The sequence below is a fragment of the Bacteroides faecichinchillae JCM 17102 genome, from assembly GCF_000614145.1.
GTDB lineage: Bacteria > Bacteroidota > Bacteroidia > Bacteroidales > Bacteroidaceae > Bacteroides > Bacteroides faecichinchillae.
Genome location: NZ_BAKK01000014.1, coordinates 23,964 through 47,623, shown reverse-complemented (window position 1 = coordinate 47,623; position 23,660 = coordinate 23,964). Strand labels below are relative to the sequence as shown.

Here is a 23,660-nt window from a genome sequence, read left to right as displayed (position 1 = left end):
TAAGTAAGTACATCTTCTACAGTTCATTTTCCCTCCTTACTTTTGCTACAAAAAAATAATATCCTATGATGCAGCGACGTAAACACATGATGAGCAGAGAAAAATTTATCTCCGTTCTTTTCCGTCAGCAGCAGAGTGGTTTGTCCATTGCTGATTTTTGTGAGAATGAAGGTTATAGCCGTAGTAGATTCTATCTTTGGAAACAAAAATACGGTATAACGGAGCGGGAGTTATTGGCAGAAGCTCCCGCTTAGGGGTTAAAGACAGCTTTGTCCCCATAGTAATCAATGGCGACACGCCATCCCCCGGTATATCTCACGAGACTCCCCTGCCATCTCCCCAGCCTAGCGTCCCCTTTCCCTTGAAAGGAAAGGACAGCTCTGAAATATCCTTGGAATTACCCAACGGATTGAAGTTGAAGTTTAAAGGGTCTTCCGGCTGTGAAGCTGCCCTGAATCTGATCTCTAAAATATATAATGCCAATGTTCTGCCTAAATGACAGCATGAGATATTTCCTATGCCCCGGTTATACGGACATGAGGAAAGGTATGTTCACTCTTTGCGGCCTTGTGCATGAGAGGATGGGAGGCGACATCAGAAGTGGGGACGTATTCATTTTCTACAACCGTTTCCGGACCAAGATAAAATTGCTCCATGCCGAACCGGGCGGTCTGGTCCTTTACGAGAAACTGCTTGAAGAAGGCACCTTCAAGATACCCGCCTATGATCCTGCCACCCGTTCTTACCCCATGACCTGGAGTGACCTGGTCGTTATGGTGGAAGGCATCAATGAAGATGTCAGCAAAGGCAGGCAAAGACGGCTTTCCAATTTGAAAAAGCATTGGTAAACAGTTGTAAACAAACAGCTTGAAGGCTTGTTTTTCTTATAGCTTTTCGCTATCTTTATATCATCAAAAAAGGATATTGAATGGCAAAAGAAGATGCAACCGGACAAGCTGTGGAATCCTCAATGGAACAGCTGCTGGATATCAACCGTAAACAGAGTGAGATCATCTCGGCCCAGGCAAGGACCATAGAAGAGCTCCGGGGTACGATAGTTGAGCTGAACGCTCCCTGGCATGGCTGAAGAGGAAGGTGTTCGGAAAGATGAGTGAGAAATGCAAGCCTGTCGATAACGGAGACCCGAAGCTCCCTTTTGACTATGGCGACCTGGAACAGATAGAGGCGGAAATCGAAGAGGCCCGGAGCAGGGCGGCTGAACAGATTACCGTCCCCAAGTCCCGGGCCGCCAATAAAACGCCACGCCGTAACCGGGTCGTCATGAATAACCTTCCGGTTGTAACAGTCGTCATCGAACCGGAGAATGTCGATTTAAGCAGATACGTCAAGATAGGCGAGGAACATACCAGGACCCTTGAGATGAAACCCGGCTACCTCTATGTGAAAGACACGGTACGTCCCACATATGCCCTGAAAAATGAAATGGAGGCCGTTGACAACGGAGAAAAGGCTGTAATAACCGCTCCCATGCCACTGATGCCCATATATAAAGGCATGCCCGGGGCTTCCATGCTCGCTGAGGTCCTTTTACAGAAGTACGAATATCATGTCCCGTTCTACCGACAAGTGAAACAGCTGGAACATCTGGGTGTGAAACTGTCCAGAAACACATTGGACGGCTGGTTCAGACCGGTCTGCGAACTTCTCAGACCACTTTATCTGGAACTCAGGAAGAAAGTACTGGCCGCAGATTACCTCCAGGTTGACGAGACCACGCTTCCGGTTATAAACCATGAGAGGCATAAAGCCGCAAAAGAATACATCTGGATAGTCCGAGCGGCTGTGCCGCGTCTGCTCTTCTTCCATTACGACAACGGATCGCGTTCACAAAAAGTTGCGGTCAGGCTTTTGAAAAACTTCAAAGGATATCTCCAAAGTGACGGCCATCCTATTTATGACGCCTTTGAGGATAGAGAGGACGTGTGCCTGTGTGGCTGTCTCGCACATATCCGCAGGCATATAGAGCTGTGCAAGGAAGAAAATCCGGAATATGCCATGCAGGGACTCAAATTTATCCAGGATATGTATAATGTGGAATACATGGCGGATAAACAGGAACTCCCGTATGAAAAACGTGCTGAATTACGTCAACGTCTATCCGAGCCGATACTTGACAGCTTTGAACTCTGGCTTAAAAACACATACCCTAAAGTTCTAAAACGAAGTCTTATAGGGAAAGCCGTAGCCTATGCCTACTCCCTGCTGCCAAGAATGAAACCGTATCTCCATGACGGAAGAATCTTTATAGACAACAACCGCTGTGAGAATGCCCTGAGGCCACTGGTCATATCAAGAAAGAACATGCTGTTCTGCGGAAATCACGAAGCTGCTGAGAATACGGCTATAATCTGCTCCTTGCTTGGCTCATGTAAGGAACGTGGTGTCAACCCCAGAGAGTGGCTGAATGATGTGATCAGTAAACTCCCCTATTATCTGGCACCCAAATCAGACAGAGACCTGAAGGAACTGCTACCGGATGTATGGAGAAAATAATCGGGACAGTTCCGGGAAAATGCAGGAAAAAACGGGAAAAAGCGAGATTGACACTCAATAACAACCCTGAGATAAGTTGGCATATGAAAAAATCGAGACGCACTTACAATGGAGTGCACCTCAATAAAAAATCGAATACACAAGATGTAGTTGAGCAGTCGCTTACAATATAAAGCCATGCCGATATTATTCATCCGGTTAAGAATATGGTGGATGACAGATAGAAAAACAACTTAACCTGATTATATTTTTCTTCTACTACCATCATTTCCAACTACTCCAGAAGAAAGAAAAAAAGAAACCAAGCATTACCTCAGTTTCTCTTCCTTATTTGGCTATAACAGATTGGGGCCTGTCTCTTCCCCGTTCTGATAGCAATGGATGTCCAGATTTTCTGTAACCATCCATTGGCAACTGTTAAGTCTGAATCCGTATCTCTCCTCGATGGTTGAAAGGAAAGATTCAAAGTCCTCATATTCCTCTGATTCCCTTAATTCTTCGTCCGTCAGCTTTATGATATTCAGACAACCGACACAAAAGTCTAGAATCAATACATACTTGGGTTCCATAGTTTCAATCCTCTTTTAAGTTATACCTTTTCAATAATATACTCACCTGTGATGCTCTGAATTGACATCCCTTGGAAGTTAAAAATCCTTCACTGTTCAGAATTCTCGCCATTTCAGATAAGCTCCGCTCTTCTTTTACCAAGTTTTTCAGTAATGCTATGGCTCTCTTGTTATTGGGATTGTCAAGGGCTTTCTGATGATTAGTCTTGTTGCTGTTCTCTACCGCTTGATTCAGTTTGTTCAATAGGTTTTCAGATTTACCAAGCTTATATCCTCTTGATTTCTTGGCTTTCAGGGATTGTTTCGTTCTTTGGCTGATCAATCCCGCCTCATACTCTGCTATACTACTGATGATATGTAGTACAAGTTTATTGGCCTCCGGAAAATCACAAAATACGATCTCGACATCACTCTCCAACAGTTTGCTGGTGAAGGCCACATTTCTGCTCAGCCTATCCAGTTTTGCAACAATCAGGACAGAATTTGTTTTCCTGCATAACTCCAAAGCTTCAGCAAGTTTAGGTCTGTCAGATTTACGGCCGCTCTCTGTTTCAATATATTCAGCAACCGTTTTTCTGTCCTTCAGGTAATTCCGTATTATTTCTCTCTGTGCCTCCACGCCAAGTCCCGAGATTTCCTGTTTCATCGTGGACTGTCGTAGATAGGCTACATAATTTTTCCGTTTCATAATTAACACTTATTTAACGCTCTTCCCGGTTACTAAACGACCGTTCAATAACCTTTAAGCTGATTTATAAAAAAGGCTTTCCATGAGATTTCGAGTCCCTATAAAATCTACTCCCTCACAGAAAGCCCGTTGTCACATTTCCCGATTTCTCAGAGAACTGTTAATACCTTATAATATTATATGTTTCAGCAATCCTCTTTTCATAATCGTCGGTTTTCTCCACAAGTCCATCCACCACGGAAACAAGCATGTCAAGGTAGATGTCCTCCCTCTTGTCCCTGATTCCTCCATCCTCACCAATCAGACAGACTTCAAACAGGTCCGCACCTTCATTCAAGACTATCTGAACTTTTCCGGTGTGCTTGAATCCGTTGACCTTGAATTCAATGCCACACGTTATTACTTTTACAGTCTCAATCTCAACTCCCCAGGACATAAGGACCGGGGGATTGGATTTCAGGATTGACCAGATATACCTGGCCAGTTCCAAATCGTAATTCATGTCTCTTTCCATACTTCCAAAGTTTTTAAGTCCATACTTTTTTCTTCATATATATCTTCTTCATCATCACACCAGAACATCCGGTAATCCTCACATATCCTTCTATAATCCTCCAGTCCGAAATGAGGAAAATTGGTGGAATACATGTCATAAAGGTCTTCAGGGGTTAATGTCGGGTCATGGTTCAGCATATCGTAAACCTCGTCCTCAAGCTCATAGGGGCTGAAATATGAATCAGTCAGTACATGAGGATATACACCGGTACAATCCTCTATGACATGTTCTATAAACATCAGGCATTTCAGCAGGTCTTTCTTTATTGTTATCTCCTCGTCAGAATGGGCATTGTAGTAACCGCATGAGACGTTGATGCAGGAAACCCCAAGTCCGTTTTCTTTCAAGGTCAGGATATCGGTCATCAAGCCGTTCCCCTCCCTGTACCCCCAGTTTTCAGGTTCAAGGGCTTCTATAAACTTTTCGGAACACAAGTCAGAATATCCGATACTTGTAATCAGATCCGAATTACCCTTTCTGTCAGGCTGGATAACGAACCTCACATCATCAAAGAAGGACATCACCGCTTCAGAACTTCCCCTGCATCCGTTCTCCTCCTCTCTGAAAAACACTACTTTAACAGCATCATACTTCTTCAGGCATTCAAGGCAGATGAACACTCCGTTCTTGTCATCGGCTCCCAGATTCTCAAACCTCCTGTTCTTGGGCGAATAACCGAATATGATTTCCCTGGTCTCCACCGCCTTGAAATCCTTTGAGTGGTTGCAGTGTGAAACCTGGTCGATATGGCTCACCAGGCAGGGATAACTTTCTGATTCTCCCTTTACTACATACAGGTTCCCGAATTTATCCTTTGACACGGATATGTTTCCGGGAAGTTGTCTTATGTAGGAACAGAGGAACTTCACCATCTTCTGTTCCTTTCCGCTCGGGCTGTAGATACTATACAGCCTCTTCAACAATTGCATATTCATGACTCATCTCTTTTTTAAGTTTATAACCGTATGGAAGGTTGGTGCTCGGATTTACTTTATCAAATACATCCTCACCGAACTCCCATACATCTTCATTCTCAATCAATCCATCCAATGTGTCTATACTAATGGACTTCTCCTCATAGATACCTTCCGATTCATTCCAGATATTGATCCGGGTTATATCATCAAGGTTCTCATACCATGCTTCATCATACTCGGAATAATACCAGTTCTTCCGCTTGAACTCATTTTCCGCTTTCTCCATACATTCCTTGCAGCAATAATGCTCTTCTGTCACCTCGGAGTATTCCGCATTATCTTTCAGCAGGTTCTCTCCACAATTGTCACAGCATACACAATCGTTCTCATGGTGATACTCCCGTTTTGATTCTATCCATACAAAATCATCCAGGTTGTCTGAATCCACCCAGATTTCTATTCCATTCCGATAACAGAGCCTTGTATCATCGCAATAGTATTGGTGGTAAGCATCCCATTCCCCATCATCTTCATCATCATCCCCATAAAGATTAAGGTCTGTTGTATCAAGGTTGTATGAGGTCCCGGAGTTTTCGTAGTTATAGGCCTTGTTCCGGCTGTAACTGTACCATTTGAAGGAATCCTGATAGGAAAGCGTGTCTTCCAATTCGAGATTACAGTCTATCTCAAACTTTTTATCGGATAATGAACTGCCGTCAATGTCCACGAATGCGTTCGCCTCATGACAGGACGCGCCCACAATCTTATAACCGTCTATATAATCCTCCTGAATGAGCTTGTCAATCAGTAACCGTTTCAATACATCATCACCTTCCGAGGAATACTGTCTTTCAAGCAGCCTCCATTTCTTGCCGTCTTGATCCGTAACATCGGTAAAAAGAATGGCTCTGGCTACAATCAGCCCCGTCTTGTCTATTATGTATGCAGCCTTGGCTTTTACCGAATCATGATAGAACGAAGTCCTGTTCTCATCCACCATGCATGAACCGAAACTCCCTTTACAATAGTTACTATCATAGATTCTCCCAAAATCATTGTTGACATGAAGTTCCATATCAGGTGATTTCCCATGAGTATAAGTACACCATTGCTGGGTGAAAACATCCCCTGCAATCCAGTTTACGACACAAGGCGAGAGTAGTTTCCCTATCCCTGTTTCAAGTATAAGCTCCCTCATGAACTTTCCGGCTCTCATCTTGAAAACCCGGTTACGTTCAATGTTGACATAGCGGACCGAACTTTTATCCAGATCCTCACACAGGCCTTTGGCTTCGTCAGTCCTATATTTGGCGGAATGGTATGTCTTGCCTATCAGTTCCACCTCATACGGTAATTCTTCATCATTCTTGCCCGACCCGATAACGGCTTCAACCACTCTTTTCTGCAGGGCAGCCATATCATATATATGTAGCAGGCATAGTCGTCATGTTCCCTGCAATACTTCAGTAGTACAGGATTTTTCAGGTGGGCCAGCAATATCCTGTTCTTTCTTACCGCCACACCATTTTCTCTCTTTTCAAGTCCGAAACGGGCCTTGAATTCTTCATAACCATAAAAATTATAGTATAACATAATCTTCTGAATTTTAAATTGTCGGTAAATAAAAAAGGAGGGATACTTCCTTTTTATCGGAAATATCCCTCCCCGGAATATTAGTCTTGGTATCTCTCAACCGTTTCAGATGAATGGTATCGTCTCGTCCTCCAGAACTCCCGATTCCACTATCTTCTTACAAATCTCATGCGAAGCCTTGTTTCTCAGGTCATATCCGTAATCTTCACTTCCCATAATCTTAATCACTTCAACCATACTTCTGAATAAGGTCTGTTGCAGGGTCCTGTGGAATGTGGTAACTGCAATAGCGAACCTTTTCTCATTCCACCCATAGTCGTTCAGGGCATGTTCAAGTTCTTTTGCAGCCTTGAATTCCCTGCTGTTTTCCAATTCGTATCTTTCCATAATATTCATTATTGTTTATATATTATTCCTATTGCAATGATTTGGAATAAGCACCTTTCCTACATTCATCTATACGTGACTGACATTCCTCCGTTACTTCCTTTAGAATCTCGGCACATCTTTTATCAGAACAGCCTTGCAGCAATCTGTCTATGTATGTCATAATATCATTCACTTCCATATCATATATCTGTCAAAGGGTTCAACAAAAAGGGAGAAAGAACCGGTTTGTTATATTTTAGTTCTTTCTCCCTTGTGAGTTAATTTATTTTCAGGTCTAACTCAAAAACCATCCGTAATTCTCAGTATCTTCACCGTTTAAAGCTCTCTGGATACCTACAGAAAAATCAGTACAGTTCTGATTGCGCTCCAGGAACTTGTCTATGTAGGATTGTTTGGCGGCGTCATTAAGAAGCTGCATCAAATCCCAACAAGTGATATTCTCTCTGCCACACAATCCGAAATTTGGATTCTCTATATAGCCTTTCGTAGCTGCATTGACATTGGAGTCACCTAAAATCACCTTTGGCAATTCTTTAAGTTGTGAAGCGGGTAAAGCTTGATATAATCTCAATCTTCCTATTATCTGACAGAACTGTTCCTGTGAAATCTTTGTTCTTCCCAGGTTTTCAAGAAGTCTTAAATTTTGCTCCGGTTTAAAATCCTGAAACAGTCTGAGTGCTGAACTGTATATATCAGTGTCACTCATCACTTCCAGTCGTCCGGTCAAGCCATCATTGGTCAGCATCAGATTTGAACACACACGAACCCTCCACCCGATAAAGATCTTGAATTTCTCGGGTGATTTTCGGGCGTATAAGTTTTCCTCATTCAGACTTCTTACACCTCCGATACATAAATTGACTTCTTCTCCGTTCATCATTCTGCTCATGGAACGGATATGAAAACAGAAGGCCATTCTCTGGTAGTAGATGGTCTCGTCCTCCGGTTTAAGTTCCTCCTTCCTTTTGGTCAATGCTCCCGGAACCCTGCCTAAAATCTTATGTGAAACTCTGATTTCCGTGTTTCCAAAGTTCTCTCCGGTAAAATACATTCTTGCGGCATCTTCTACCTGGTGGATAAATTTCTGGTGGCTGATTGTTAGCTGGTTGTCTCCGAAGCTGGGTACAATACAGTTCCTTTCAAGTTCTTCAAGTGTTATTCCCGAAGTGTTGCTCTCAATAAAATTAGGATGCTCTTTCTGTTCTTCTTCAGATACGATTACAGCATCTTCGACACCAATTGCATCCATCATTCTTGTTACCATTCCGATTGTTCTTGGAATGATAGTAAGTTCATTAGTCATTGTTTCCATACTCTTGTTATTTTTTAGTCGGTTAATAAAATGCGGTGAAAAAACAAAAAGCCAAGAGGTGTCATTTCTTTGCTTTTATGAATATACCTCTTAGCTTCTTTATCCCTTTGAGTATTGAAGTTGCTACCTCCAATACCGTTATTATCACGTCTGCTTTCTTGTCATAATCCATTCATCAGACGTTCTATCAGTTTTCAGTCGCAGCATCAACGGCCTTGACTTCACCCGTGGCAATCTTCTTTTTTCCGAATTTGCCACTATACTTCTCCGCAAGCTCGATTACTACTGAACCTGCCACGATAATCTCGGCCACATAAGCTGCGACCTTCAATCCTTTAATTAAATTTCCCATGTCTCTTAAATTTTAAGTTATTAATATTGTTATTTCTATTCTCAATTTCTCTTATATACTTTTCTCATATATAAGGCTTTGAGGGGAAATCAAGGAAGGGGGAGAAGAAAAAAATAGACCGGTCTTTCGACTGGTTGTGATAGTTGAACCGTTGTAAATAGCTCCTCGCATTTACTTGGCCTATCATGCGGCATACATTCTTTCGTGGGGAACTTTATGTCTTGTCCACATACTGAAATTGCTACGCATCATCGAATCTCCAACTTATCCATCTTCTGAAAATAAGTGTGACCCGGTAATTGTTTTTATCATTAATGCTTGAAGCTGACGCACTCTTCATTGCAGTGCTGAATAATGCTCCAAGTTTTTTATCATATATAAGGGTTTAAGGGCTTTGGAAATGGAGAGAACATGAGAAAGAATTATCATGAATAAGTTAAAAATCAGTTTGCTTTTGATATTCTCATTGTTTTTTTTGTTTCCTAAATTGGAACTATTCATTATTTTTGCAGTAGGTTAATCAACAGGCATGGAAGCAAAAGCAAAATTCAAAATAATATATTCGGAAGAGACTATCCGGTTTTTAAACAGTCTTGACGAAAAAGCGAAGGCTAAAATCATGTACAATATAAATAAAAGCAAGTATGTGATTGACAAGGAGCTTTTCAAGAAACTGGATGATGCGGATGATATATGGGAATTCAGAACTTTATACAATGGAATTTCATATAGGTTATTCGCTTTCTGGGACACTGACAAGGAAACTCTGGTCATAACGACTCATGGTATAATCAAAAAGCCCCAGAAAACCCCATCCAAAGAAATAGCAAAAGCCAAAGAGATAAGAAAGATATATTTCAATTCTAAAAAGTGAAGATATGGAAGAAATGAAATTTTATACGGAAGAAGAAGCGTTGGATAAAGTGATAGGTGAAAAAGGTACTCCGGTACGTAACAAATATGAAGATGACATCAATAATTTTCTAATTGGTGAAGCAATCAAGCAAACCAGAGAAGCCAGGAATCTGACACAGGAACAGCTTGGTGAGTTGATGGGAGTAAAAAGAGCGCAGATCTCAAAAATAGAAAGTGGAAAGAGCGTCACTTTTTCAACCATAATCAGAGCATTCAAAGCTATGGGAGTAAATTCAGCCAATTTGGATTTAGGATCATTGGGAAAGGTCGCTCTCTGGTGATATGTGAAAAGGGAATAGTGTCACTTTTGGTATTCTGAATCTTTTTGTTTACCTTTGTAGTAACCAATATATTAGACAATTATGAATAGCAACAATAAAAATCAGATAATCCGTTTTGACTGGGCTATGAAACGTCTGCTCAGGAACAAGGCCAATTTCAGTGTCCTTGAAGGTCTGCTCACTACGTTATTGGGTGAGAAAATCATTATTCAGCGACTCCTGGAAAGTGAAAGCAATCAGGAGGATGAGTATGACAAGTATAACCGTGTCGATATGCTTGCCGAGAATTCCAAGGGTGAACTGGTGTTGATAGAGGTACAGAACAATAATGAATACGCCTACTTCCAGCGTATGTTGTTCGGCACTTCCAAGCTGGTGACCGAGTATATCAATAGGGGAGAAAGCTATGACAAGGTTCGTAAGGTATATAGCGTCAATATTGTCTATTTCTCTCTGGGACATGGAACTGATTTTGTTTATCATGGGAAGACAGAATTCAGAGGCATCCACACCAACGATCTTCTTGAACTCACTCCATTCCAGAAGCAGACATTCAAGGTGGATACGGTAAGTCAGCTATATCCTGAATATTATATCCTGAAAGTAAACGGTTTCAATCAGGTAGCCAAAAGTCCCCTGGAAGAATGGATCTACTACCTGAATACCGGAGAGATACCTTCCAGTGCTACAGCTCCCGGTCTTGAGGAGGCCCGTGAAAGGTTGAAACTGGATAGCATGACTAAGGATGAGCTTGCTGCCTATTATCGTCATCTGGATAATATTGTAATCCTTCGTGATAATATCAATACTGAACGTGAAGAAGGAAGGGCAGAAGGATTACTTAAAGGTCGTGAAGAAGAAAAAAGAGAAAGTGCTCGTAATTTAAAGAAGTTAGGAGTTGCTATTGATATTATCTCAAAAGCTACTGGATTGTCTCAAGATGAAATTGAGTGTTTGTAGTATTTGCTATATTTATCTATTGAAGGGGCAATGTCATGGTATTAAATGCATTGCCCTTTTTCGATGTATTAGTGATTTTTTTAGTGTTCATGTTTTAGTATTTTTGCTTTGGGTTATTAGACTTGTGTTCCCGTTTGTGTTCCCTGCCTTAAAATTTTATATATTCTCTAGTTTTTATCTAAGAATGATAATTGTATAGTGGCTATATATACATACTTTTTTATTAGTATTACTAAATTGAAACAAGATGGATTGTGATTATCAGCAAATAAAATGGGGCTTAAAGGTGATTTTTTGTGTTCCCGCCGTGTTCCCATGAATTCGAAATAAAAAAGACCGCCAAGAGTGGAAGCCTCTCAACAGTCTCAATTTCAATGATTTATTTCGTAGCGGGACCGGGATTGAACCGGGGACCTCATGATTATGAATCATGCGCTCTAACCAGCTGAGCTATCCCGCCATCATTTCTCGATTGCGGGTGCAAAGATAGTTGTTTTTTTATAACCTCCAAAACAATTGAGTACTTTTTTGTGTTTTTTCTATATGACAAAACCTTACTTTCTCTTTTAATTAAGGAGTTTGAGGGTTAAAGATGAAAGAAGTTTTAAATAAAGTGCTTGATTTATACTATGTATTTAGAAAAAAGTATTTATCTTGGCGCACTCAATACAATTTGAAATTGCTATGAAAAAAGAGAAAATTCATTTGGAGTATTTGCTAAATGCAACATCTAAAAATATTATTTGGACAGCTATTAGTACACCGACCGGGTTGGAGGACTGGTTTGCTGATAGAGTGGTATCCGACGACAAAGTTGTAGAGTTTCATTGGGGGAAAACGGAACAAAGAAATGCCGAGATTATAGCAATTCGTGCTTTTTCCTTTATCCGTTTCCGTTGGCTGGACGACGATAACGAGCGTAATTATTTCGAAATAAAGATGACTTATAATGAACTGACAAGTGACTATGTATTGGAAATAATTGATTTTGCTGAACCGGATGAAGTAAATGATATGAAAGAATTGTGGGAGTTGCAAGTGACTAAATTGCGAAGAACATGTGGATTTTAGTTAACTTTCAATTAAAAATTTCCTAGGCTACTTTTTTTATACTAATTTTGCATCTTAAAATGCACGAAGAACCTGTTTAAGATGCTACGCATAAAGAAATTAGATATATTTATCGTTAAGAGCTTTTTTCTGCTTTTTATCGGTACATTCTTCATCTGTCTCTTCATTTTCATGATGCAGTTTTTATGGAGATATGTTGACGAATTAGTTGGAAAGGGATTGGAGATGAGTGTTATGGCTCAGTTCTTCTTTTATTCTGCTTTAACGTTGGTGCCATTGTCATTGCCATTGGCTGTGTTGTTGGCTTCTTTGATTACTTTCGGAAACTTTGGTGAACGTTATGAGTTGCTTGCAATGAAAGCAGCTGGTATTTCCTTGCTTAAAATCATGCGTCCGCTTGCAATTTTTGTCTGCGGGTTGGTGGGCGTCTCCTTTTATTTTCAGAATGTTGTCGGACCTATCGCTCAGGCTAAACTGGGGACTCTGATTCTTTCGATGAAACAAAAATCTCCGGAAGTAGATATTCCGGAAGGAGTGTTCTATTCTGAAATACCGGATTACAACCTGAAGATTGCCAAGAAGGATCGAAAAACCGGTATGCTATATGATGTGTTGATCTATAATCTGCGCGATGGTTTTGAAAATGCACATATTATCTACGCAGACTCCGGCCGTATGGAGATGACAGCTGATAAGCAACATCTTTGGCTACATTTATATAGTGGTGACTTGTTTGAAAATTTGAAAGCACAGAATGTGAAAGCGCAGAATGTGCCTTATCGTCGTGAATCATTTCGTGAAAAACATTCGATCATTGAGTTTAATTCCGACTTTAATATGGTGGACAGTGATATTATGGGTAAGCAGTCCTCAGCCAAAGATATGAAACAGTTGGAAGCCTCTATTGACTCAATGAAGTTGGTCGGTGATAGCATCGGGCGGCAATATTATACGGAAGTATCACAGGGTAATTTCCGCCCATCTTACACGTTGAGTAAGGAAGATACAATAAAGATAGAAGAAGCGGATATTCGTACATATAATGTAGACAGTCTTTATGAGATAGCATCGTTGGCGCAGAAACAGAAGGTGATTACAGCAGCAGCAGGTAAAGCAGAGAATATATCTAATGATATCTCTTTCAAGACTTTCCAGATGTCAGACAATGATACCCGTATCCGTAGACATCGGACCGAGTGGCATAAGAAATTTACCATATCATTGTCCTGTTTACTGTTCTTCTTCATCGGGGCTCCTTTAGGTGGTATCATTCGTAAGGGGGGGCTTGGTATGCCTGTGATTGTGTCTGTAATGGTATTTATTATCTATTACATTATAGATAATACAGGTTATAAGATGGCACGTGACGGAAAATGGGTTGTATGGATGGGAATGTGGACCAGTAGTGCTATTCTGGCTCCTTTAGGTTTTTTCCTTACCTACAAATCGAATAAAGATTCAGTGGTGCTTAATGCCGATGCTTATATTAATTGGTTCAAGAAGATTGTCGGTATCCGGAGTATGCGTCATTTGTTTAAGAAGGAAGTAGTAATTAATGATCCTGATTATGAACGTTTACCAGGAGATTTAGACCGCCTTACTACTGAGTGCAAAGCTTACATGGCGAAGAATCGCTTGACTAAAGCACCAAATTATTTCAAACTATGGATGGTGGGTGAGAAGGACGATGAAGTGGTGGCTATCAACGAGCAACTAGAATCGTTAATAGAAGAAATGTCCAACACGAAGTCGGTTACTTTAGTGAATACATTAAACAATTATCCCATTATTCCCGTTTCGGCTCATATACGTCCGTTCCATAAATATTGGATGAATCTGCTTGCCGGAGTCATATTCCCTATTGGTTTATTCTTTTATTTCCGTATCTGGGCATTTCGTGTCCGGTTATCTAAAGATATGGAGCGGATCATTAAGAACAATGAACAAATTCAATTCATCATACAGAATATTAATAAATAAATGTTATGGAAGAGATTAAAATGGATAAAATAGAAGATGCGATTGCCGATTTCAAAGAAGGCAAGTTCGTTATAGTAGTGGATGATGAAGATCGTGAGAACGAAGGTGATTTAATTATAGCTGCTGAAAAGATAACTCCTGAGAAAGTAAACTTTATGTTAAAGTATGCGCGTGGAGTACTTTGCGCGCCTATCACAGTGTCTCGTTGTAAAGAATTGGACTTACCACATCAGGTGAGTGACAATACCTCTGTATTGGGTACTCCTTTCACCATTACGATTGACAAGTTAGAAGGCTGTACAACCGGCGTTTCTGCTAATGATCGTGCTGCAACGATTCAGGCATTGGCAGACCCTGCTTCTACACCGTCTACATTCGGCCGCCCGGGACATATTAATCCGCTTTATGCACAAGAAAAAGGAGTGTTGCGTCGTGCCGGACATACAGAAGCAACGATTGATATGGCACGTCTTGCCGGACTTTATCCAGCTGGTGCTTTGATGGAGATTATGAGCGACGACGGTACGATGGCACGTTTGCCGGAGCTTCGTAAGCTGGCAGATGAACATGGATTAAAGTTGATCTCTATTAACGATTTGATTGCTTATCGTCTTAAACAAGAATCCATTGTAGAAAAAGGGGTAGAAGTAAGTATGCCGACCGAGCATGGTATGTTTCGTCTGATTCCTTTCCGGCAGAAATCAAATGGTTTGGAACATGTAGCTTTATTTAAGGGTACTTGGAAGGAAGACGAGCCTATTCTGGTACGTGTACATTCATCTTGCACAACAGGTGATATCTTCGGTTCCAGACGTTGCGATTGTGGTGAACAGTTGCACAAAGCCATGGAGATGATCGACCAGGCGGGAAAAGGAGTTGTTGTTTACCTCAATCAGGAAGGTCGTGGCATCGGTTTGATGGAGAAAATGAGAGCTTATAAACTTCAAGAGGACGGAATGGATACAGTGGATGCAAATATTTGTCTGGGGCATTTGGCTGACGAACGTGATTATGGGGTAGGTGCGCAGATTCTTAGAGAGTTAGGAGTACACAAGATGAAGCTTTTGACAAATAATCCTGTAAAACGCGTAGGTTTGGAGGCCTATGGATTGGAGATTGTCGAAAATGTTCCTGTTGAAACGGTTCCTAATCAGTATAATGAACGGTATTTGAGAACGAAAAAAGAGAGAATGGGTCATATATTACATTTTAATAAGTAAATTGCTGTTTTGTTTTCATATATCAAATAAAATCTCTTATTTTGCAACGAATTTCACTCAATAACAATAAAATAGATACAAAATGAATCAATTATCAGATCGTTTGAACAGCTTGTCGCCATCGGCGACACTTGCCATGTCTCAAAAGAGTAATGAGCTTAAGGCACAAGGCGTTGATGTTATTAACTTAAGTGTAGGAGAACCAGATTTCAATACTCCTGACCACATCAAAGAAGCTGCGAAAAAAGCTATAGACGACAATTTCTCTCGCTATTCTCCGGTACCGGGTTATCCCGCTTTGCGTAATGCGATTGTTGAGAAACTGAAAAAAGAGAACGGTCTGGAATATACTGCCGCTCAGATTTCTTGTGCGAATGGTGCAAAACAATCTGTTTGTAATGCAATCATGGTGTTGGTAAATCCGGGTGAAGAAGTAATTGTGCCAGCTCCTTATTGGGTGAGTTATCCGGAAATGGTGAAATTGGCAGAAGGTACTCCTGTGATTGTTTCAGCAGGTATCGAACAGGATTTCAAGATTACTCCGGAACAGTTGGAAGCTGCTATTACTCCGAAAACGAAGGCATTGATTCTTTGTTCTCCGTCTAATCCGACTGGATCTGTATATACTAAGGAAGAATTAGCAGGATTGGCTACTGTATTGGCTAAACATCCGCAAGTAATAGTAATTGCTGACGAAATCTACGAACATATCAACTATATCGGTAAACACGAAAGTATTGCTCAATTTCCGGAAATGAAGGAACGTACAGTGATTGTAAATGGTGTTTCTAAAGCATACGCCATGACAGGATGGAGAATTGGTTTTATTGCCGGTCCGGAATGGTTGGTGAAAGCTTGTAATAAGTTACAGGGTCAATACACTTCAGGTCCTTGTTCTGTATCACAGAAAGCTGCTGAGGCTGCTTATACAGGTACACAAGAGCCAGTTAAAGAAATGCAGAAGGCTTTCCAACGTCGTCGTGACTTAATCGTTAAGTTGGCAAAAGAAGTGCCGGGATTTGAAGTAAATGTACCGCAAGGTGCTTTCTACTTGTTCCCGAAATGCGATAGCTTCTTTGGTAAGAGTTGTGGTGAGCGTACAATTAAAGATTCAGATGACTTAGCTATGTACTTGCTTGAAGAAGCTCATGTAGCTTGTGTAGGCGGTGCATCGTTCGGTGCTCCTGACTGCATTCGTATGAGTTATGCTACAAGTGATGAGAACATTGAAAAGTCTATTTGCCGTATCAAGGAAGCGTTGGCTAAATTGAAATAATCGACAGACGAAATAAAATTACTGCGGCGGAAGTTTTCCAGAAAGGAAAATGCTCCGTCGCATTTGTTATTTGAGTGTACCCATCCATCCATAAAAAAAGGCTACCTTCCGTAGAAAGCAGCCTTCACTTTTTTGAGTAGATTGTATTATTCAGCTGGGTGAATAGCTTCAGACGGACAAACGTCTGCGCAAGTACCACAGTCAGTACATACGTCTGGTTGATAGAATAGATATCACCTTCAGAGATAGCTTCAACCGGACACTCGTCGATACAAGTTCCGCAAGCAATACAATCGTCACTAATTACGTAAGCCATTTTTTTAAGATTTAAATTATTAGTACTAATTCGTTTGGCAAAAATAAGCGTTTTATTTGTTACTTGATATGATTCTATGATTAAAATGATTTAATTTGTACTTCTTCTAAATAAGAGACACGTCTTATTTGTGCTATATTTTTCGTATTTTTGCAGACAAATTACTAATACATAGCAATAATATGCCTTTAAATTTACCTGATAGACTCCCTGCGATAGAATTGCTAAAGGAAGAAAATATTTTTGTGATCGATGCTTCCCGTGCTACGCAACAGGATATTCGTCCGCTACGGATTGTCATATTGAATCTAATGCCGTTGAAGATTACAACGGAGACAGATTTGGTTAGATTGCTTTCAAACACACCTCTTCAGGTGGAGATCTCGTTTATGAAGATCAAGAGTCATACATCCAAAAATACTCCGGTAGAGCATATGAAAGCGTTCTATACGGACTTTGACCAGATGCGCGATGAAAAATATGACGGTATGATTATAACCGGAGCACCAGTAGAACAGATGGACTTCAAAGAGGTGACCTATTGGGATGAAATAACGGAGATATTTGATTGGGCGAAAACACATGTCACATCTACTCTGTATATATGCTGGGCGGCTCAGGCCGGACTGTATCATCATTACGGAGTGCCCAAATATTCTTTGGATCAGAAAATGTTTGGTATTTTTGAGCATTGTGTGTTGGAACCATTGCATCCGATTTTTCGTGGATTCGATGATTGCTTCTATGTGCCTCATAGTCGTCATACGGAAGTGCGGAAAGAAGACATTCTGAAAGTTCCTGAACTTACTTTGCTTTCAGAGTCTGAAGAATCAGGCGTTTATATGGTGGTGGCTCGCGGTGGGCGTGAGTTCTTTGTGACCGGACATTCGGAGTATTCTCCTTTGACGTTGGATACGGAATATCGTCGTGATTTAAACAAAGGGCTACCTATTGAAATGCCTCGCAATTATTATGTTGATAATGATCCAGAAAAAGGCCCATTGGTGCGTTGGCGAGCTCATGCCAACCTCTTATTTTCCAATTGGTTGAACTACTTTGTTTATCAGGAGACTCCTTATAATATTAATGATATCGAATAATACTGAATGGTTAAACAGCGTAAAATAGAACTTCTGGCTCCGGCGAAAAATCTGGAATGTGGTATCGAGGCTATCAATCATGGTGCGGATGCTGTCTATATCGGGGCACCTAAATTTGGTGCTCGTGCTGCTGCAGTGAATTCATTGGAAGACATTGAAACATTGGTAAATCATGCTCACTTGTATAACGTCCGTATCTATGTCACTGTCAATACGATACTGAAAGAAGAAGAATTGAAGGAGACAGAAGAAATGATTCATGCCTTATACCGGATTGGAGTCGATGCGCTGATTGTTCAGGATATGGGAATTACGAAACTGGATCTTCCGCCAATTCCCCTTCATGCCAGTACGCAGATGGATAACCGTACACCGGAAAAGGTTAAATTCTTGTGGAAAGCTGGATTTCGTCAGGTAGTGTTGGCGCGTGAATTGTCGATTCGGGAAATTAAAAAGATACATGAAACCTGTCCGGAAGTTCCTTTAGAGATATTTGTTCATGGTGCTCTTTGTGTGAGTTACAGTGGGCAGTGCTATGTTAGTCAAGCTTGTTTCGGACGTAGTGCAAATCGTGGAGAATGTGCGCAATTTTGTCGGTTGCCTTTCAATCTGGTCGATGCCGAAGGAAAGGTAATTGTAAAAGATAAGCACTTGCTTTCTTTGAAAGATCTGAATCAGAGCGATGAACTGGAACAACTTCTGGATGCTGGTGCTTCTTCCTTTAAAATAGAAGGTCGTTTGAAAGATGTCTCTTACGTGAAAAACGTGACAGCTGCCTATCGGCAAAAACTGGATGCCATCTTTGCCCGTCGTTCCGAATATGTACGTGCTTCTTCGGGGACATCCCGTTTTGAATTTCAGCCACAATTGAACAAAAGTTTCAGTCGGGGATTTACTCATTACTTTTTGCATGGTCGTGACCGGGATATCTTTTCTTTTGATACACCGAAATCATTAGGAGAGGAGATGGGAACAATGAAAGAAGCCCGTAGTAATTATCTGACAGTTGCCGGGTTGAAATCATTTAACAATGGAGATGGTGTTTGCTATATAGATGAACAGGGACGTTTGCAGGGATTTCGTATCAACCGGGTGGATGGTAATAAACTTTATCCACAGGAAATGCCGCGTATCAAACCCCGAACTGTCCTTTATCGTAATTTTGATCAAGAGTTTGAACGGTTGCTTTCCCGTAAATCGGCCGAGCGCAAGATAGCCGTTGATATCCTTCTTGCTGATAATAATTTCGGATTCTCTTTGACTTTCACCGATGAAGACGATAATAGCATTACACTTTCCATTCACCGTGACAAAGAACCGGCTCGTACCCCACAGGAGGAGAATCTGAAGACGCAACTGGGCAAATTGGGTAATACCCCATTTGAAGCGAAAAAGATAGAAATCTCTTTTGCGAAGAATTGGTTCCTTCCGGCTTCTGTGCTAGCTGATTTTCGTCGTCAGGCGGTAGAAAAGCTGATTGCTGCCAGAAAGATCAATTATCGTCAAGAATTGGCAGTGTGGAAACAAACTACTCATGCTTTTCCTCAAACCACTTTGACCTATCTGGGAAATGTGATGAATACACGTGCTGTTTCTTTTTATCAGGATCATGGAGTGCAACGTGTTGCTGAAGCTTACGAAAAAACACAGCTAGAAGATGCTATATTGATGTTTTGTAAACATTGTTTGCGTTATAGTATGGGTTGGTGTCCTATTCATCAACGGGAGAGATCACCTTATAAAGAGCCTTACTATCTGGTATCGAACGATGGAAAGCGCTTCTGTCTTGAGTTCGATTGTAAGAATTGTCAAATGAAAGTAAAAACTGCACAATGAGCATATTCCACTACAGAGTAGCACAGAGTGTCACGAAGGTTGATTCGTTGAAGAAGAAACCTAGTGCCAATTTTTGCCGTTATGTAATGAATTTGCTGTTTTGTCTGTTATTTCTTTCATCATGTTTTTACTCCCGTCCCGATCTGTCTTCGGAGGAGATTCCGCAGAAAATAAAAGACTCTTTGGATTATCTTTACGAACGGCATTATACTTGGAATACAAACCTAGAAGTAATGGTAGATTCTTCCATATTGGAGTGTTTACCTATTAAAGAAAAGTACATCACATTATATAGGGGAGATCGTGTTGTAGTAGCCGAATTTGCTGTACATCCTGCTGATAGTATAGATACTGTCTGGGTGAAACTGGCGCATACACAGGATGAACAAGGTTGGATACGGGAGACGGAACTGAAAAAAGCTTTTGCGCCTACCGATAGTATTTCGCAAGCGATTCACCTTTTTAGTAATACTCATGCTTCCTATTTTGTGATTATCTTTGCATTGTTTGTTGGGGTATATCTGTTCCGTGTCTTTCGTCGTAAACAATTGCAGTTGGTTTACTTCAATGATATTGCCAGTGTTTATCCGTTGTTTTTGTGTTTGTTGATGGCTTTTAGTGCCACAATTTATGAATCGGTACAAGTTTTCGTTCCGGGAACGTGGGAACATTTCTATTATAATCCGACGTTATCTCCTTTTAAAGTTCCTTTTATACTTTCTATTTTCTTGTTGAGTATCTGGCTTTTCTTGATTGTTGCTTTGGCGGTACTCGATGATCTGTTCCGTCAATTAACTCCGGCAACAGCTATATTCTATTTGCTGGGACTGATGTCTTGTTGCATTTTCTGTTATTTCTTCTTTATCTTGATGACTCATATTTATATTGGTTATTTATTCCTGGCATTTTTCGTCTGGGTATTTGCCAAGAAAGTACATCGAAATATTGGTTATAGATATCGATGCGGTCATTGTGGAGAGAAAATAAAAGAGAAAGGTGTGTGTCCACATTGTGGCGCGATCAATGAATGATGTCATATTTACCTAATCCTTACATTTTAATAATCGATTGAATAATGAGAATCAGCGCTACTGAACCGAAAGATCTTCCTATCGTAATGAATATTTATGATTATGCACGTACCTTTATGCGTGCAAATGGAAATACTACTCAATGGATGGATGGTTATCCTTCCGAGACTTTGATTCGCCAAGAAATCGAAGACGGTCATAGTTTTGTTTGTACGGATGAACAAGGTGAAATTCTAGGAACTTTTTGTTTTATATTGGGAGAAGATCCTACCTATCAGCATATCTATGATGGTGCTTGGCTCAATGATGAACCTTACGGAGTGATTCATCGAATGGCAACAAGCGGTAAACAAAGAGGGGTGTCGGAAGCTTGTTTAGATTGGTGCTTTCAACGTTGTGGTAATATTCGTGTGGATACACATCGTGATAATAAAGTGATGCAACACATTTTGACGAAGCATGGCTTTCAGCGTTGTGGCATTATTTACGTGAAAAATGGTACAGAACGTATTGCTTATCAGGTGTATTTACCTCCTAGTATGAGCGTAGAAGGCAAATAATATATTCTTCTTTCAGAGTGATTGAATACTTCGGAATATTTTAGCATTTAGGTTCCTAACTTGTATTGCTTTATATTGATCTGCATAAGAGTGATAAAAAGAAACTCTATTTTTGCATGCTTTGCTCAATATTTTGCAACCGTTGCTCTAAAGTAGCATATTTTTCGTCTTTTTCTTTTAAAGACGTTCGTAGAGTTCGCTGATCTTTTCAATCGGATTGTAATTATTTGTTCTTTTCTTCTTATACCTAAAAATAATTCTTTTGTCATTTAGTTCATAACTATTCCAGAATGAGTTAAATTATTCCGGTTTAAGATAATTCTAATCAATGAAACATCATTCTTTTTTTTCTAATGCATCATGGATTTGATTGTAGAAATCGTCACCTTCGCTTAGGTCCTTTAACTTGTTAATCAGTATCTTACCGTCGGGACCTACAAGCATATAGTGTGGAAACATGTATATACTATAGGCTTTATAAATATCTTCGTGTAGCCTCTTACATGCTTTGATGTGATTACCACCAATCTCATAGTATTTTATGGCATTATGCCATTGCTCTTTATCTTGATCTATTGAAACGCAAAGTAATGTAATACCATTCTGCTCAGTAAATCTTTCCATTTCTTTTCCAAATTTTTTAGAATTACTCACGCATGGTCCACAAGTGCTGAACCAAAAATCCACAAGTACAGGCTTTCCTTTGAACTTTGCTAGTAATTCTTGGAATGTCTTAATACTATCTCCATTTTCCACAAATGAAACATTCTTATCGAAATCGCTATCAGCTTTTGCATAGAAATGGTCTATTGCTTTTATAAATGGAATGAAAGTCGTTTTGAAACCTTCATTAGGGTATGTAGTCAGAAATTCATTTATATATTTCTTCAGTATCTTCTCAAATCGTTTGTTGTTTAAGGCTTCCATAAACAAAGCTTGTGCCCAAAATGCTTGTTTTACTTTTTTGTTTTTTATTAATCGCACATTATTGAATAAATAGTCATAATATTCCTGAGCGGTTTTAAAGTTACAAACTTTTCCGTCTGTTGCTGATTTGAGAGCTGTGGCTATTTCTACATAGGGTTCAAAGTATTGTGAAGGTATCATCTGTGTTGTTAGTGGATAATCTTTGTATATTTTGGACCACTCTTTCATATAATCGTCATACATCTGCTTTTCGTTTCTGGAACAATCACTAAAATTTGCTCTTATCACTTTAGCCATTGATCCCATCCAATATAATTCCAAATCCAGTTCTATGAACTTTCTCATAGCCTGGCTCATCTCTAATTTCTCAAATTGTTTCTTATCCGCCATTAGCAAAGCATCGAAGTTAGCGCGCATCTTGGCACCAATCGTATCAAGTGGAGTGGCTTTATAATCTCTCACAAATTCATACTTATAAAAATTCTTATCCCGAAATACTTTGTTTCTCAACATCTGTACAGGATCACTGATCTGAATGATAGGATCAGCTCCATAATCGAAACATATGGAATAATTTTTACCTGGCTCCACGATGACATTACAAAATGTTTTCCCATGTTGTAAATAGACAGATGATAAATCATTTATCTCCAGTTGCAGTGTCGCTTTTTTCCCTTCTGTAGCATATAATGTATCCGTAAATCCTAATGTGATGCCCTCTATCGGCGGTGCTACAAAGATAACTGAGTCTTGGGTTTTCCGTAAACTAATCTCTCAATAGACGTTTTTTCTGCCCCATAACTTAACGTTGTAGCAGTAATAAATAGTAATAGTAACTTCTTCATTAGTATATTATAAAGTGTTTGTTAATATGATTATAAGGCTGTTCTTTATTAAATCTCATACCAGTCTTGGTAAGCCATAAATCTGCTGATTATCACCATTCGGTATTTCTATATCACCACTGAGAGAAGATATTTTTTCCATTGGGATTGTCCGAAAAGGATGGCCGGACAGATTGATATAAAAAATAAGATTATGTAAATCATACATCTATAAATGTACGGTTGTACAAAAATAGAGAAATAAGATGAAAGTTTCTCTTTTTTCTTTCTAATTATATGGGTAATTAAGGTCTTTTATGTAATCATTGACTTTCTATGATATTACAATGAAAAGTGAGTGGTACTATAATAATGTGAGATTCTTTCTAATGTTCCTTTTTCTAAATAGAAAGTCAAAGAAAAGTAGTTTTTGGAGATCAAATCAGTTGCAACTTAATCATAGTCTGATCTC

General features: G+C 40.0%; 21 protein-coding genes, 1 tRNA gene and 5 pseudogenes. 14 read left to right on the top strand and 13 right to left on the bottom strand.

Going from position 1 to position 23,660, the window contains the following annotated elements:
• The first annotated feature begins 65 nt into the window (after window positions 1–65).
• The 3 genes and pseudogenes from tnpA (at window position 66) to tnpC (ending at window position 2,514) form a co-directional block, all read left to right on the top strand.
• Window positions 66–499: pseudogene (gene tnpA, locus JCM17102_RS26950) on the top strand (IS66 family insertion sequence element accessory protein TnpA).
• Window positions 483–848, top strand: coding sequence for an IS66 family insertion sequence element accessory protein TnpB (gene tnpB / locus JCM17102_RS29590; protein WP_004294670.1), 366 nt, complete (start codon window positions 483–485; stop codon window positions 846–848). The pseudogene tnpA and the gene tnpB overlap by 17 nt, the downstream one beginning before the upstream one ends.
• An 80-nt stretch (window positions 849–928) precedes the next feature.
• Window positions 929–2,514 (top strand): annotated as a pseudogene (tnpC, locus tag JCM17102_RS26945) (IS66 family transposase).
• Between the two features lie 335 nt (window positions 2,515–2,849).
• Here the strand turns inward: tnpC and JCM17102_RS09225 are convergent.
• The 9 genes and pseudogenes from JCM17102_RS09225 to JCM17102_RS30890 all read right to left on the bottom strand — a co-directional run bounded on the left by JCM17102_RS09225 (window position 2,850) and on the right by JCM17102_RS30890 (window position 8,891).
• The gene (locus tag JCM17102_RS09225; RefSeq protein ID WP_022401801.1) at window positions 2,850–3,083 is read right to left on the bottom strand and encodes a hypothetical protein; all 234 of its coding nucleotides are present in this window, start codon (window positions 3,081–3,083) and stop codon (window positions 2,850–2,852) included.
• Window positions 3,084–3,087: 4 nt separating this feature from the next.
• Window positions 3,088–3,771: a recombinase family protein gene (locus JCM17102_RS09220; protein ID WP_022401802.1), complete on the bottom strand. Its 684-nt coding sequence runs from the start codon at window positions 3,769–3,771 to the stop codon at window positions 3,088–3,090.
• A 160-nt stretch (window positions 3,772–3,931) separates the two neighbouring features.
• Window positions 3,932–4,285 carry a hypothetical protein gene (locus JCM17102_RS09215; protein ID WP_022401803.1) on the bottom strand — a complete coding sequence of 118 codons (354 nt, stop codon included), beginning with the start codon at window positions 4,283–4,285 and terminating at the stop codon, window positions 3,932–3,934.
• Window positions 4,270–5,262 (bottom strand): zinc-binding metallopeptidase family protein, encoded by a 993-nt coding sequence (locus JCM17102_RS09210; RefSeq protein ID WP_025074903.1) that lies wholly within the window; start codon window positions 5,260–5,262, stop codon window positions 4,270–4,272. The genes JCM17102_RS09215 and JCM17102_RS09210 overlap by 16 nt, the downstream gene beginning before the upstream one ends.
• Window positions 5,231–6,837: pseudogene (locus JCM17102_RS26940) on the bottom strand (hypothetical protein). Before JCM17102_RS26940 ends, JCM17102_RS09210 begins: the two are co-directional and overlap by 32 nt.
• Window positions 6,838–6,942: 105 nt before the next feature.
• Window positions 6,943–7,224 carry a hypothetical protein gene (locus tag JCM17102_RS09200; RefSeq protein ID WP_025074902.1) on the bottom strand — a complete coding sequence of 94 codons (282 nt, stop codon included), beginning with the start codon at window positions 7,222–7,224 and terminating at the stop codon, window positions 6,943–6,945.
• A 28-nt stretch (window positions 7,225–7,252) separates the two neighbouring features.
• The gene (locus JCM17102_RS30635) at window positions 7,253–7,405 is read right to left on the bottom strand and encodes a hypothetical protein (protein ID WP_159106313.1); all 153 of its coding nucleotides are present in this window, start codon (window positions 7,403–7,405) and stop codon (window positions 7,253–7,255) included.
• Between the two features lie 96 nt (window positions 7,406–7,501).
• The gene (locus JCM17102_RS09190; protein ID WP_025074901.1) at window positions 7,502–8,539 is read right to left on the bottom strand and encodes a DUF3871 family protein; all 1,038 of its coding nucleotides are present in this window, start codon (window positions 8,537–8,539) and stop codon (window positions 7,502–7,504) included.
• Between the two features lie 187 nt (window positions 8,540–8,726).
• Window positions 8,727–8,891, bottom strand: a complete 165-nt coding sequence (locus JCM17102_RS30890) for a hypothetical protein (RefSeq protein WP_004292428.1) — start codon at window positions 8,889–8,891, stop codon at window positions 8,727–8,729.
• A 529-nt stretch (window positions 8,892–9,420) separates the two neighbouring features.
• On the opposite strand from JCM17102_RS30890, the gene JCM17102_RS09170 reads away from it, so the two are divergent.
• The 3 genes from JCM17102_RS09170 (at window position 9,421) to JCM17102_RS09160 (ending at window position 11,047) form a co-directional block, all read left to right on the top strand.
• Complete coding sequence (locus tag JCM17102_RS09170; protein WP_025074900.1) at window positions 9,421–9,765, top strand: type II toxin-antitoxin system RelE/ParE family toxin; 345 nt, start codon at window positions 9,421–9,423, stop codon at window positions 9,763–9,765.
• Window positions 9,766–9,769: 4 nt separating this feature from the next.
• Window positions 9,770–10,087: a helix-turn-helix domain-containing protein gene (locus tag JCM17102_RS09165; RefSeq protein ID WP_025074899.1), complete on the top strand. Its 318-nt coding sequence runs from the start codon at window positions 9,770–9,772 to the stop codon at window positions 10,085–10,087.
• 81 nt (window positions 10,088–10,168) lie between these two features.
• Window positions 10,169–11,047, top strand: coding sequence for an Rpn family recombination-promoting nuclease/putative transposase (locus JCM17102_RS09160; RefSeq protein WP_025074898.1), 879 nt, complete (start codon window positions 10,169–10,171; stop codon window positions 11,045–11,047).
• A gap of 387 nt (window positions 11,048–11,434) precedes the next feature.
• Here JCM17102_RS09160 and JCM17102_RS09155 read toward each other — a convergent pair.
• A tRNA-Met gene (locus JCM17102_RS09155) sits at window positions 11,435–11,507 on the bottom strand.
• 224 nt (window positions 11,508–11,731) lie between these two features.
• On the opposite strand from JCM17102_RS09155, the gene JCM17102_RS09150 reads away from it, so the two are divergent.
• From JCM17102_RS09150 to JCM17102_RS09135, 4 genes are all read left to right on the top strand, one after another.
• Window positions 11,732–12,118 (top strand): START-like domain-containing protein, encoded by a 387-nt coding sequence (locus JCM17102_RS09150; RefSeq protein WP_025074897.1) that lies wholly within the window; start codon window positions 11,732–11,734, stop codon window positions 12,116–12,118.
• 81 nt (window positions 12,119–12,199) lie between these two features.
• The gene (locus JCM17102_RS09145) at window positions 12,200–14,098 is read left to right on the top strand and encodes an LptF/LptG family permease (protein ID WP_025074896.1); all 1,899 of its coding nucleotides are present in this window, start codon (window positions 12,200–12,202) and stop codon (window positions 14,096–14,098) included.
• 5 nt (window positions 14,099–14,103) lie between these two features.
• Window positions 14,104–15,318 carry a bifunctional 3,4-dihydroxy-2-butanone-4-phosphate synthase/GTP cyclohydrolase II gene (locus JCM17102_RS09140; protein WP_025074895.1) on the top strand — a complete coding sequence of 405 codons (1,215 nt, stop codon included), beginning with the start codon at window positions 14,104–14,106 and terminating at the stop codon, window positions 15,316–15,318.
• Between the two features lie 82 nt (window positions 15,319–15,400).
• Window positions 15,401–16,594, top strand: coding sequence for a pyridoxal phosphate-dependent aminotransferase (locus JCM17102_RS09135; RefSeq protein ID WP_025074894.1), 1,194 nt, complete (start codon window positions 15,401–15,403; stop codon window positions 16,592–16,594).
• Window positions 16,595–16,740: 146 nt separating this feature from the next.
• Here the strand turns inward: JCM17102_RS09135 and fdxA are convergent.
• A pseudogene (gene fdxA / locus JCM17102_RS26935) lies at window positions 16,741–16,910 on the bottom strand (4Fe-4S ferredoxin).
• A gap of 182 nt (window positions 16,911–17,092) precedes the next feature.
• Between fdxA and metA the strand changes: the two are divergent.
• From metA to JCM17102_RS09110, 4 genes are all read left to right on the top strand, one after another.
• The gene (gene metA, locus JCM17102_RS09125) at window positions 17,093–18,010 is read left to right on the top strand and encodes a homoserine O-acetyltransferase MetA (protein ID WP_025074893.1); all 918 of its coding nucleotides are present in this window, start codon (window positions 17,093–17,095) and stop codon (window positions 18,008–18,010) included.
• A gap of 6 nt (window positions 18,011–18,016) precedes the next feature.
• Window positions 18,017–19,846, top strand: a complete 1,830-nt coding sequence (locus JCM17102_RS09120; protein ID WP_025074892.1) for a peptidase U32 family protein — start codon at window positions 18,017–18,019, stop codon at window positions 19,844–19,846.
• 86 nt (window positions 19,847–19,932) lie between these two features.
• A complete protein-coding gene (locus JCM17102_RS09115) occupies window positions 19,933–20,877 on the top strand; it encodes a zinc ribbon domain-containing protein (RefSeq protein ID WP_051572870.1) in 945 nt (314 codons plus the stop codon).
• A gap of 44 nt (window positions 20,878–20,921) precedes the next feature.
• A complete protein-coding gene (locus JCM17102_RS09110) occupies window positions 20,922–21,437 on the top strand; it encodes a GNAT family N-acetyltransferase (protein WP_025074890.1) in 516 nt (171 codons plus the stop codon).
• A 106-nt stretch (window positions 21,438–21,543) separates the two neighbouring features.
• Here the strand turns inward: JCM17102_RS09110 and JCM17102_RS31470 are convergent.
• Together JCM17102_RS31470 and JCM17102_RS09105 are read right to left on the bottom strand one after the other, a co-directional pair.
• Window positions 21,544–21,671: pseudogene (locus tag JCM17102_RS31470) on the bottom strand (helix-turn-helix domain-containing protein); the annotation flags it as partial.
• Between the two features lie 102 nt (window positions 21,672–21,773).
• Window positions 21,774–22,955: a TlpA family protein disulfide reductase gene (locus JCM17102_RS09105; protein ID WP_025074889.1), complete on the bottom strand. Its 1,182-nt coding sequence runs from the start codon at window positions 22,953–22,955 to the stop codon at window positions 21,774–21,776.
• Window positions 22,956–23,660 lie beyond the last annotated feature (705 nt).